Raw genomic sequence first — 12,079 nt, forward strand, 5'->3', positions numbered from 1 at the left:
ACTCGTCGGTCGACAGCCGAGGCCGTTCCTCAGCCAAGACGGCCGGTTGCTTATTGTCGCTGCAGACCATCCGGCTCGTGGCGCTCTCGGTGTTGGCGCAGACGATATGGCAATGTCGAGTCGCCCCCAACTGCTCGATCGCCTTATGCAGGCTCTCGATCGAGAGGGCGTCGACGGGGTGCTTGCGACCGCCGACATCCTGGAAGATCTCGCCGCCTTAGGCGCGCTCGATGGGCGTCTTGCGATCGGCTCGGTGAATCGAGGTGGTCTGAAAGACTCCGTATTCGAGCTCGATGATCGCGTCACTGGTTTCGATGTCGACGGCGCCGTTGCCGCCAAGCTTGATGCGATCAAGTGCCTCCTGCGTATCGATCGCGACGATCATGGAACGGTGGCAACTCTAGAGAGACTTGCCGTGGTGCTCAACGACGCAGCGTCGCAGTCGATGCCGGTGTTTCTCGAACCATTCATGAGCAGCCGGGTCGATGGTCGTGTGCGACATGAGTTGACGCCCGAAGCGGTGGTGCGCGCCTTGTCAATCGCACAGGCAATTGGGGCGACCTCTGCGTGGACATGGTTGAAGCTTCCCGTCGTCGCCGACATGGCCGCGGTCGTTGATTCGACGACTATGCCTATCGTCCTATTGGGGGGCGATTCGTCGAAGGATCCATTGCCGGTCTACGAGGAGTGGCGCCAAGCGATGCGCCTACCCGGGGTACGGGGCATGATGGTGGGGCGCTCGGTGCTCTACCCACACGACGGCGACGTAGTCTCGGCCGTCGACCGCGTGGTCGAGTTGGTGCGCGGATAGCGCGACCATCCGCTCGCTCTTCAGACCGCTACTTGTTCACCACGGTGAACTCAACCGAGTAGCGATCAGGTCGGTAGGAGTGCCGACCCAACTCAACGATTTCCCCGGAGTCGTTGTAGGCGGTTCGGTGCAGAATGAGCACTGGGCTGCCGGGGGGCACGTCGAGTCGTCGCGACTCCTCCGTCGTCGCAGCACGCGCACTCACGACTTGGCGCGCAACTCTCAACGTCGTGCCTCGCGCACGCAGAAGCTCGTACATCCCGCGCTCTTCGAGCGCTTCTTCGCTGATTCCTTCTGGGTCAAGCAGATGATTGTCAAGCACGGCGATCGGTGCTTCGTCGGCTGAACGCAATCGACGTACATGCAGAACCGGCGCCGACAAGTCAACACCGAGTTGGGCAGAGAGATCGGGGGTGGGTTCGAGAATCTCGAACGACAGAATCTTCGTAGTGGGGTGGCGTTGGTCGCGGGCTAGGTCGTCGTACAGGCTACTGAGTTCGGCACCCCGCGTAATCGCACCGTGCACCACTTGAGTGCCGACTCCTCGCCGCCGAACCAAGAGCCCTTGGTCGACCAACACCTGTATTGCGCGCCTCATCGTGGGTCGAGAAAGCTGGAAGCGTTCGCCCATCGTCACTTCGTTCTCGAGCCGCGCTCCGACCGGCAAGGTACCGTTCGCTATGGCCGCCTCGATGCGCTCGGCGACCTGAGCGTAGAGAGGAACCGAGCCATCTCGATCGAGCCCAGCGAACATCTCATCGGGCAGTTCGTGCTCAGTGCTCATCAGGCTCTCCTCACGACGATGAGACCGCACGCACATCGCACATATGTAATGACGAAGTTAGGCGGCTAGGGCCGATTGTGCAACATTCCGAGCGAGGCCGAGCTCAGCGCCCGGAGTGCCCGGCCGACCCCAGCTGCTGCGTGGCTTCGACGACGCGCTTCGCCATCGCCGACTCGGCCGCCTTGCCCCACGAGCGCGGGTCGTAGACCTTCTTATTGCCGACCTCGCCGTCGACCTTCAAGAAGCCGTCGTAGTTCTTCAGCACGCTGTCGGCCACCGAGCGGCTGAAGGCGTACTGCGTGTCGGTGTCGATGTTCATCTTGATGACACCGTTCTTCACCGCGGTCGAGATCTCGTCATCGGTCGAGCCCGAGCCACCGTGGAAGACGAGGTCGAGCGGAAGAGCATCCGTGCCGTATTTCGCTGCGATGCCGTCTTGAATCTCGCGCAGCAGTTCGGGGCGCAGCTTGACGTTGCCCGGCTTGTAGACGCCGTGCACGTTGCCGAAGGTGAGGGCCGCCATGTAACGGCCGTTCTCGCCGAGCCCGAGAGCCTCGACAGCCGCGGTGACGTCGCCGAGCGTCGTGTACAGCGCATCGTTCGAGCCCTCGTGCTGCACGCCGTCTTCCTCGCCGCCGACGACGCCGATCTCGACCTCGAGGATCGAGTGGATCGCCTTCATGCGCGGCAGGAGGGTTTGCGCGATCTCGAGGTTCTCGGCGAGCGGCACGGCCGAGCCATCCCACATGTGCGACTGGAAGATCGGGTTGCGACCGGCCTTGACCTCGGCCTCGCTCGCCTCGATGAGCGGCATGACGAAGCCGTCGAGCGCGTCTTTGGGGCAGTGGTCGGTGTGTAGCGCGACCGTGACCGGGTAGTTCTTGGCGACCTCGGTCGCGAAGGCGGCGAAGGCGAGAGCCCCCGAGGCGCGGGCCTTGACGCTCTGGCCGGCGAAGAAGTCGGCCCCGCCCGTGGTGACCTGAATGATGCCGTCAGACCCGGCCTCGCTCAAGCCCTGCAGCACGGCGTTGATCGTCGACGACGACGACACGTTGATGGCGGGGTAGGCGAACCCGCCCTTCTTGGCCTTGTCGAGCATCTCGGCATACTGCTCGGGGGTGGCGATGGGCATGAGGCTCCTCGTGCTGGTCGTGGTGGGTTCTCTTCGAGTCTAGCCAGCGGTCGCACCGCCGCTAGGCTGGCATGAGCGCTGACCTACCACCCGGCGCGTCCTGACCCACCGACCGCGACGACGGAGAGGACGCCATTGTGGTGACCACCGAGACAGGAACCCTGTTTCTGCACCCCGACCGAAACCTGGCCATGGAGCTCGTGCGAGCCACCGAGGCCGCGGCGATTCGATCGGCCCCCTTCATCGGCAAGGGCGACAAGCTCGCCGCTGACGGGGCGGCGGTGGATGCTATGCGCAAGTTCTTGGGCACCGTCAACTTCAGCGGCCTCGTCGTCATCGGCGAGGGCGAGAAAGACAACGCCCCCATGCTCTTCAACGGCGAGGTCGTCGGCAACGGGCAGGGCCCCGCGTGCGACATCGCCGTCGACCCGATCGACGGCACCTCGCTCACCGCGGCGGGCCGCAGCCACGCGATCTCGATGATCGCCGTGGCCGATCGTGGTTCGATGCTCGACGCGTCGAGCGTGTTCTACATGGAGAAGCTCGTGGCGGGCAACGAGGGCATCGGGGTGCTCGACATTCGCCAGCCGATCGGCGAGAACATCCGCGCGCTCGCGGCGGCGAAGAAGAAGCCCGTCGACGAGATGCGCATCGCGGTGCTCGACCGCCCGCGCCACGAGCGGCTCATCGCCGAGATTCGCGAGACCGGCGCGGGCACCCGCATCGTGCTCGACGGCGATGTCGCAGCGGGCATCAACGCAGCACGCCACGACTCGCGCATCGACATGGCCGTCGGCACGGGCGGCAGCCCCGAAGGCGTGGCGACGGCGTGCGCAATCATCGCCCTCGGCGGCTTCATGCAGGGTCGGCTCGCCCCCGGCAGCGACCTCGAGCGTGAGAACGGCTCGGCGGCAGGCCTCAAGTTCGACTACGTGTACGAGACGCACGAGCTCGTGCGCAGCGACAACACCTTCTTCGTCGCCACAGGCGTGACCGACGGCGAGCTCGTGCAGGGAGTGCGGCGTCAGCGCGGCATCATCTCGACCGAGTCGATCGTGCTGCGGTCGCGCTCGGGCACCGTGCGGCGGGTGCTCGCCGACCACCAAGAAGAGAAGTGGCTCGGCGACTGAGCGCCGTTCGCTGACAGCGGCACGCTCACGGCCGCTTCATAGCCGCCGCGGGTGAAGAATGAGCAGGCCATGCTCGCTCTCATCCTGCGCCGTCATCTGAAGCCCTACGGTCTGCTCATCGTCGGCGTGATCGTCTTCCAGCTCGCCCAGGCCGTCGCCTCGCTCTTTCTGCCCGCGCTCAACGCGGCGATCATCGACCGCGGTATCGCCTTGGGCGACACCGGCTACATCCTCTCGGTTGGCGCGCTCATGCTCGCCATCTCGCTCGTGCAGATCGCGTGCGCCATCACGGCCGTGTACTTCGGAGCGAGGGTGGCGATGGCGGTCGGTCGCGACCTGCGGGGCGCCGTGTTCGAGCGGGTCGGCACCTTCTCTGAGCGCGAGGTCTCGCACTTCGGAGCTCCTTCGCTCATCACCCGCACGACCAACGATGTGCAGCAGGTGCAGATGCTCGTGCTCATGACGAGCACGATGCTCGTGAGTGCGCCGATTCTGGCCGTCGGCGGCGTCATCATGGCGCTGCAGCAAGACGTCGAGCTCTCGCTCATCATGGCCGTTGCGATTCCGGTGCTGCTGATCGCCGTGAGCGCGATCATCGTGCGCACCGTGCCGCTGTTTCGCGTCATGCAAGAGCGCATCGACACCGTCAACCGCGTGCTGCGCGAGCAGCTCACGGGCATGCGCGTCGTGCGGGCCTTCGTGCGCGAGCAGCACGAGGTCGAGCGCTTCGCCGACGCCAACGCTGCCCTCACCGACACGGCGCTGCGCGCAGGCCGACTCTTCGCCCTCATGTTTCCGATCGTGCTGCTCGTGCTCAACGCCTCGAGTGTGGCTGTGCTGTGGTTCGGTGCATACCGCATCGAGTCGGGGCTGATGCAGGTGGGTGCGCTCACGGCCTTTCTGACCTATCTCATCCAGATTCTCATGGCCGTGCTCATGGCCACCTTCATCGCCGTGCTGCTGCCGCGGGCCGCCGTCTCGGCCGACCGCATCGGCGAAGTGCTCGAGACGCCCTCCTCGGTGGTGCTGCCGGCGAACCCCGTCACCTCGCTCGAGTCGAGCGGCCGAGTCGAGCTGCGCGACGTGAGCTTCGCCTACCCGGGGGCCGAGCATCCGGTGCTCGACAGCGTCAGCTTCGTCGCCGAGCGCGGGCGCATGACGGCCATCATCGGCAGCACGGGCGCCGGCAAGACCACCCTCGTCAGCCTGCTGCCTCGGCTGTTCGACGTCACCGGCGGAGCCGTTCTCGTCGACGACGTCGACGTGCGCGAGCTCGACGCCGACCTGCTGTGGAGCCGCATCGGGCTCGTGCCCCAGCGCCCCTACCTGTTCTCGGGAACGGTCGCGAGCAACCTGCGCTTCGGCAAGCCAGACGCCACCGACGACGAGCTGTGGGCCGCCCTCGAGATCGCGCAGGCCGCTGACTTCGTGCGCGACATGCCCGGCCAGCTCGACGCCCCCATCGCGCAGGGCGGCACGACGGTGTCTGGTGGCCAGCGACAGCGCCTCGCCATCGCACGAGCGCTCGTGAAGCGGCCCGAGATCTACGTGTTCGACGACTCGTTCTCTGCGCTCGATACGGCGACGGATGCCCGGCTGCGCGCCGCACTGCGCCGCGACGTCGCCGACGCCACCCTCGTGGTGGTTGCTCAGCGCGTGGCCACCGTGCACGACGCCGATCAGATCATCGTGCTCGAGGCCGGGAAGGTCGTCGGCCGCGGCACGCATGACGAGCTGCTCGCGAGCAGCGAGACCTATGCAGAGATCGTGAACAGCCAACTGCGGGCGGAGGCGAGCGCATGAGCACGGCACCAGCTCGACCGGTCGGGCCTCCCGGCGGTGTGCGGCGCGGGCCGATGGGCGGGCCCATGGGGGGCGGCATCGGCATGCCGGCCGAGAAGGCCATGACCTTCGTGCCCTCGGCGAAACGACTCATCGGGCGTCTCGCCCCCGAGCGCGGGCTCGTCGTCGTGATCATCGCGCTCGGCGTCGTGAGCGTGCTGCTGAGCGTGGTCGGCCCTGCTCTGCTCGGCATGGCCACGAACCTCATCGTCGACGGAGTGTTCGGCGAAGACGCGTTCAGCAGCGGAGAGGCGACGGCCGGTGGGGGAGACGGTATCGACTTCGCGGCCCTGCAGCTGCTGCTCGGAGTCGTGCTGCTCGTCTACGTCTTCTCGTCAGTGTTCTCATGGCTGCAGGCCTATCTGCTCAACGGCGTCACGCAGCGCACCGTCTACCGCCTGCGAGAAGAGGTGGGAGGCAAGCTCAACCGGTTGCCGCTGAGCTACTTCGATCGGGTGCAGCGCGGCGAGGTGCTCAGCCGGGTGACGAACGACGTCGACAACATCTCGCAGAGCCTGCAGCAGACCTTGAGCCAGTTGCTCACCTCGCTGCTCACTGTGCTCGGCGTCATCGTCATGATGTTCGTGATCTCGCCCGTGCTCGCCCTCGTCTCGCTCATCACCGTGCCGCTCACGCTCGTGATCACCGCCGTCATCGCGAAGCGCTCGCAGAAGCTCTTCGTGGCTCAGTGGGCGCACACCGGTGAGCTCAACGCGCAGATCGAAGAGACCTTCACGGGGCACGCCCTCGTGAAGGTGTTCGGCAGGCAGCGCGATGTCGAGCAGCGGTTTCTCGAGAAGAACGAGCAGCTGTTTCGCGCGAGCTTCGGTGCGCAGTTCGTCAGCGGCATCATCATGCCCGCCATCATGTTCGTCGGAAACCTGGTCTACGTCGCCATCGCCGTCGTCGGCGGGCTGCTCGTCACGACAGGATCGATGACCATCGGAGGAGTGCAGGCGTTCATCCAGTACTCCCGCCAGTTCACGCAGCCCTTGAGCCAGCTCGGGTCGATGGCCAACCTGCTGCAGTCGGGGGTCGCGAGCGCTGAGCGCGTCTTCGACCTCATCGATGCGCCCGAGCAGAGCGCTGACCCCTCGCCGGCGGCGAGCCCCGAGGCCACGACGGGTCGCCTGGTGTTCGAGAACGTGTCGTTTCGCTACGACCCCGAGGTCGCCCTCATCGACGGTCTGTCGCTCACGGCCGAGCCCGGGCAGACGATCGCGATCGTCGGGCCGACCGGTGCAGGCAAGACCACCCTCGTGAACCTCATGATGCGGTTCTACGAGCTCGACGGCGGCCGCATCACCCTCGACGGCGTCGATATCGCCACCATGAGTCGAGCCGACCTGCGCTCTCGCATGGGCATGGTGCTGCAAGATACCTGGCTGTTCGGCGGCAGCATCCGCGACAACATCGCCTATGGGCGCAACGACGCGAGCGACGACGAGATTCTCGACGCCGCTCGTGCCACCTACGTCGACCGGTTCGTCGGCGCCCTGCCCGAGGGCTACGGCACGGTGCTCGATGACGACGGCGCCAACGTGAGTGCGGGCGAGAAGCAGCTGCTGACGATCGCGCGCGCCTTCCTCGCCCGCCCGAGCGTGCTCATTCTCGACGAGGCCACGAGCTCGGTCGACACCCGCACCGAGGTGCTCGTGCAGCACGCCATGGCGGCTCTGCGGCGCGATCGCACGAGCTTCGTCATCGCCCACCGCCTCTCGACCATCCGCGACGCCGACCTCATTCTGGTGATGGAGGCCGGTCGCATCGTCGAGCAGGGCACGCACGAGCAGCTGCTCGCCGCTGACGGTGCGTACGCGCGGCTCTACGAGGCGCAGTTCGCAGAGCCCCTGGGCGAGGCGTAGCCGCTACAGCAGGTTGGGTATCTTCTGCTCTTCGGCGACGTTGGCGCGACGGAACCAGAAGGTCACGAAGGTCGCCACGATCACGATGAACAGCGAGTACAGCGCCGGAACGATCAAGATCAGCCCGATGTCGGGGTTGTCGGCGAAGGTCAGCAGCACGATCGCGATCGCGAGCGGACCGTTCTGGATGCCCGTCTCGAGCCCGATCGTGCGAGCGTTCATCGGGTGCAGTCGAATCGCTCGCGCGATGCCGTAGGCCACCGCGATGCCGAAGAGCCCCAGCCCGATCGCCACGAGGTAGGTCTGCCACGGGGTTGACGTCAGCAGCGCCCAGTTGCGCGGCACCCACGTCGCCATGAGAAACACGATGAAGAACAGACCGAAGAACCCGCCCAAGAGTTCCATGACGGCGCCGACGTTGGCACTGTACTTGCGCAAGATCATGCCGGCGACGACAGGAATCAGCAGAGTGGCCAAGGTCACCACGATGTTGACGATCGGAATCTGCAGGTCAGAGCTCTCGGTGAAGATCAGCGAGCCGTAGAGCGCGAGCACGAGCGGCGTCATGAGAATCGCCCAGAGGGTCGAGTTCGTCGTCATGATGACGCTGAGCGCGAGGTTGCCCTTCGAGAAGTACGTGAAGATGTTCGACGTCGTTCCGGCAGGCACGCAGCCCATGAGCAGCGCGCCGAGCGCCACCGGGGCCGCATACTCTCGGGGCAGTTGGAACAGCACCGTGACGACGAGCACGTACGCGAGCAGCGGCATGATGCCGAACTGCGTGAGGAAGCCGATGATCAGGCCGTAGGGGCGACGCACCGCGAGCTTGAAGTCGCGCGGAGTCAGACCAGCGCCGAGGCCGAACATGATGACGAAGACGAGGCCGACGAGGAGAGCTTGTTCGAACGGCGTCACGACGTCTTGCTCGTTGACCACGGTCTGCGTGGCGATGATGAGAGGTGCGGCGATCATGACAGCTCCCTTCCCTGGGTCTCGATACTCGCGGTCGCCGAGGTGACGGCTTCAGCGCGCAGCTCACGGCGCAGAATCTTGCCGATCGGGCTCTTGGGCAGCTCGTCGACGAAGCGCACCGACTTCGGAACCTTGTAGGCGGCGAGCGTCTCGCGGCAGTGCGCGATCACTTGGGCCTCGGTCGGCGGAGTGTGCGTGGCGACGATGTAGGCACGCACGGCTTCGCCGGACTTGTCGTCGGGAATGCCGACGACTCCGACTTCGAGCACGCCAGGCAGTTCGGCGATGCGCTCTTCGATCTCGTTCGGGTACACGTTGAACCCGCTGACGAGCACCATGTCTTTCTTGCGGTCGACGATGGTGAAGAATCCGTCGGAATCCATCTCGGCGATGTCGCCGGTGCGGAAGAAGCCGTCGACGATCGACGCGGCGGTGTCGTCGGGCCGCTGCCAGTAGCCGGCCATGACCTGCGGGCCGCGTGCGGCGATCTCGCCCGGGGTTCCGGGCGCCACTTCAGCACCCGACTCGTCGATGCACCGCAACTCTGTCGACGGAACCGGAATGCCGATGGTGCCGGCCTTCGCGGTCGGCCCGAAGGGGTTGAAGCTCAGCACCGGCGACGTCTCGGTGAGGCCGTAGCCTTCGACGATCGGGGTGCCGGTCACCTCGCTCCAGCGCGCTGCCACCGACTCGTGCAGCGCCATGCCGCCTGCCGCCGAGGCCCGCAGGTGCCGCGGGGGGCTGTCGATGAACCAGCGCTCGTTCAGCAGAGCGTTGAACAGCGTGTTGACGCCGGTGACCCAGGTGATCTTGTAGTTCTCGAATGCGCGCTTGAGGTTGCTCGGCGGCCGAGGCGACGGCACGAGAATGTTGCGCGAACCGAGGTGGTAGAACGCCAGCAGGTTCACCGTGAACGCGAAGATGTGGTACAGCGGCAGGGCGGTCAGCACGGTCTCCATGCCCGGCCGCATGTAGGCGCCGCACATCTGGATCATCTGCAGGGTGTTCGACACCAGGTTGCCGTGCGTGAGCATGGCTCCCTTCGAGACGCCCGTCGTGCCGCCCGTGTATTGCAGTGCGGCGACGGTGCTCGCGTCGATGCCGTCGAGGTATGCCTCGAGGGCGGCATCGCTGCGACGCTCTCGTCCGGCGTCGAGCGCCTGTTGAAACGGCGTGTGGTCGACGGTGATGGCGGGCAGCGATCGGTTCCAGTACTTCTGCACCATGCGCACGACGCCCGCGATGACTCGCGGAAAGAACTCGGCGATGCGCACGGTGACGACGGTGCCGATCTCGGTCTTCGGCAGCACCTCGGGCAGTCGGTCGGCGAACATGTCGCTCACGATGAGGGCCTTCGCCCCCGAGTCGGTGAACTGGTGCACCATCTCGGTGGCCGTGTAGAGCGGGTTGGTGTTGACGAGCACGCACCCGGCCTTGAAGACCCCGAAGGCGACGATCGGGTAGCTCAGCGAGTTCGGCATCTGCACCGCGACCCTGTCGCCCTGCGAGAGCCCGACGACTTCGCGCAGGTATGCGGCGAAGTCGTCAGAGAGCGCGTCGATCTGGGCGTAGGTGAGCGAGCCGTTCATGCCGTTCGGCATGCACTGCGTGAACGCCGTCATGTCGGCGTTCGTCGCGGCAGCGGCGCGGATCATCGCCGGGAGATGGGCGAAGGGCGCCTCAGCGAGGTCAGGAGCTACATCGTCGGCGTAGTGGGCTAGCCAGGGGCGTTGGGTCATCGTCGATCTTTCGCCAGAGGGTGGACCGCCAGCGGATACGCCGACGGTGGTGTATTCGCCACATCATAGACCGGGGTCTCCAGCGCCGCGGCTGTCACTGTGCGACTCAGTGCGTCGCCCTGCCGCCTAGGCGTCGTCGTCTGGAGGATTCTGCAGAACCGCGATGATGTTGCCGGCTGGGTCGGTGCACCAGGCGATGTCGGGGCCCTGATTGTGGGCGATGCCACGAGCGATGCCGCGCTCGTCTTGGCCGAAGCCTTCGTAGCGCTCGAAGGCGACTCCGCGGGAGGTCAACTCGTCGACGGCGGCATCGATGTCGTCGACTTCGAGGTTCAGCATCGTGTACGTCGCGGGCGTGTGGTCGGGCTTGGGGTACACGAGCACCCAGCCGCCCCCGGGAAGGTCGATCGACAGCTGGCCCATCATGGCGTCGGTGACGGTGAGGCCGAGCGTGTCTCGGTAGAAGGTGCGTGCCGCGTCGATGTCGGGCACGGCGAATCCGCTGAACGCAAAGGTGTAGGCCGGCATGCCGGGCAGGTTACTCCGCTTCGCCGGCCGTGTCGATGGTGTCGGCGAGAGCCTCGGTGAGTTCGGCGGCGGTCAACTGCCGTGGTTGCTCCTCGATCGACCGAGGCGTCGTGATGACGGTCGACTCGTCGAGGCTGTCGAGTCGACGCGCCGTGACGAGCACTCGGGTCTCGAGCGAGCTCGCGAACTGGTTGTAGGCCTTGACGCTGCGCTCGATCGCGCCCCCGAGGGTGTCGGCGTGCTCGGCGAGCTTGGCCACTCGGGCGTACAGCTCTTTCGACAGATCGAAGAGCATCTTCGCCTCGTCGGTGAGCACCTCTTGCTGCCAGGTGAAGGCGATGGTCTTGAGCACTGCCCAGAAGCTCACGGGGCTCGCGAGGGCGATGCGCTTGCTGAAGGCATACTCGAGCAGCGCGGGGTCTTTCTCGAGCGCGGCAGCGAGCAAAGGCTCGTTCGGGATGAACGCGATGGTGAACTCAGGGCTCGAGTCGAGGCCCGTGAAGTAGTTCTTGGCCGCGAGCTGGTCGACGTGCGCCTTGACGCGTCGGGCGTGGTCGGTGAGCAGCGAGGCGCGCCGTGCCTCTTCTTCACCCGTCGCCGTCGACGGAATGGCGCTCGCTTCGATGTAGGAGTTGTATGGCACCTTGGCGTCGACGGCGATCGACTTGCCGCCGGGCAGCCGCAGCACCATGTCGGGGCGTCGCGCTGTGCCGTCGGCATCGATCGACTCTTGCAAGAAGAAGTCGACTCGATTGAGCAGGCCCGCCGACTCGACGAGTGTGCGCAACTGGGTCTCGCCCCAGACTCCGCGAGTGGCGTTGTTGCGCAGGGCGCTCGCGAGCGACTCTGCCGTGGCGCGCAGCCGCTCTTCGGCCTCGGTGGCGGTGCGCAGCTGCTGACTGAGCTCGCCGTGCTGCCGGCTGCGCTGCTGCTCGAGCTCATCGACCTTCTGTTGCATAGCCCTCAGGGTCGACGCGACGGGCGCGAGCGCTTCGAGCACTCGGCCCTCGTTCTTCTGCTGCGCGTCGCGCTCGGCGTCTCGCTGGCGTGCGAGCGCGAGCTGCTCATCGAGCGCCACTGCTCGGGCTTCGGCCTGGGCGATGCGCACTTCGGCGCCCGTGAGCTGATCGCGCAGAGCATCGACGACGCTCGTCGGCGTGCCGCTGCGTCGACCGAGCAGCAGGCCGACCACGACACCGAGCGCGACGCCGACGACGAGGCCGACCACGAGAGCAAGCAGAGAGTCCATGCTCGCCAGCATGCCACCCACCGCCGA

General features: G+C 66.2%; 10 protein-coding genes. 4 read left to right on the plus strand and 6 right to left on the minus strand.

The window, feature by feature from the left end; genetic code table 11:
* Positions 1-112: 112 nt before the first annotated feature.
* Positions 113-811 (plus strand): aldolase, encoded by a 699-nt coding sequence (locus KIT89_RS00215; RefSeq protein ID WP_297602439.1) that lies wholly within the window; start codon positions 113-115, stop codon positions 809-811.
* A gap of 28 nt (positions 812-839) precedes the next feature.
* Here the strand turns inward: KIT89_RS00215 and KIT89_RS00220 are convergent, their stop codons facing one another.
* The gene (locus KIT89_RS00220; RefSeq protein ID WP_297602440.1) at positions 840-1,595 is read right to left on the minus strand and encodes a GntR family transcriptional regulator; all 756 of its coding nucleotides are present in this window, start codon (positions 1,593-1,595) and stop codon (positions 840-842) included.
* A 103-nt stretch (positions 1,596-1,698) separates the two neighbouring features.
* Entirely contained in the window at positions 1,699-2,727 is a 1,029-nt protein-coding gene (gene fbaA / locus KIT89_RS00225) for a class II fructose-bisphosphate aldolase (protein ID WP_297602441.1), read from the minus strand.
* A 191-nt stretch (positions 2,728-2,918) separates the two neighbouring features.
* Here fbaA and glpX point away from each other — a divergent pair, with 191 nt between their 5' ends.
* The 3 genes from glpX (at position 2,919) to KIT89_RS00240 (ending at position 7,564) form a co-directional block, all read left to right on the plus strand.
* Positions 2,919-3,857, plus strand: coding sequence for a class II fructose-bisphosphatase (glpX, locus tag KIT89_RS00230; protein WP_297603978.1), 939 nt, complete (start codon positions 2,919-2,921; stop codon positions 3,855-3,857).
* Between the two features lie 69 nt (positions 3,858-3,926).
* Positions 3,927-5,660 (plus strand): ABC transporter ATP-binding protein, encoded by a 1,734-nt coding sequence (locus KIT89_RS00235; protein WP_297602442.1) that lies wholly within the window; start codon positions 3,927-3,929, stop codon positions 5,658-5,660.
* On the plus strand, positions 5,657-7,564 hold the full coding sequence (locus tag KIT89_RS00240; protein WP_297602443.1) for an ABC transporter ATP-binding protein: 1,908 nt from the start codon (positions 5,657-5,659) through the stop codon (positions 7,562-7,564). The genes KIT89_RS00235 and KIT89_RS00240 overlap by 4 nt, the downstream gene beginning before the upstream one ends.
* Positions 7,565-7,567: 3 nt before the next feature.
* Here KIT89_RS00240 and KIT89_RS00245 read toward each other — a convergent pair whose 3' ends face one another.
* From KIT89_RS00245 to KIT89_RS00260, 4 genes are all read right to left on the minus strand, one after another.
* Positions 7,568-8,536, minus strand: a complete 969-nt coding sequence (locus KIT89_RS00245; RefSeq protein WP_297602444.1) for a bile acid:sodium symporter family protein — start codon at positions 8,534-8,536, stop codon at positions 7,568-7,570.
* Positions 8,533-10,275, minus strand: coding sequence for an AMP-binding protein (locus KIT89_RS00250; RefSeq protein WP_297602445.1), 1,743 nt, complete (start codon positions 10,273-10,275; stop codon positions 8,533-8,535). Before KIT89_RS00250 ends, KIT89_RS00245 begins: the two co-directional genes overlap by 4 nt.
* A 126-nt stretch (positions 10,276-10,401) precedes the next feature.
* The gene (locus KIT89_RS00255) at positions 10,402-10,803 is read right to left on the minus strand and encodes a VOC family protein (protein ID WP_297602446.1); all 402 of its coding nucleotides are present in this window, start codon (positions 10,801-10,803) and stop codon (positions 10,402-10,404) included.
* A 10-nt stretch (positions 10,804-10,813) separates the two neighbouring features.
* Complete coding sequence (locus tag KIT89_RS00260; protein WP_297602447.1) at positions 10,814-12,052, minus strand: DNA recombination protein RmuC; 1,239 nt, start codon at positions 12,050-12,052, stop codon at positions 10,814-10,816.
* Between the last annotated feature and the right edge of the window lie 27 nt (positions 12,053-12,079).

This window comes from Microcella sp., assembly GCF_025808395.1.
Classification (GTDB): Bacteria; Actinomycetota; Actinomycetes; order Actinomycetales; family Microbacteriaceae; genus Microcella.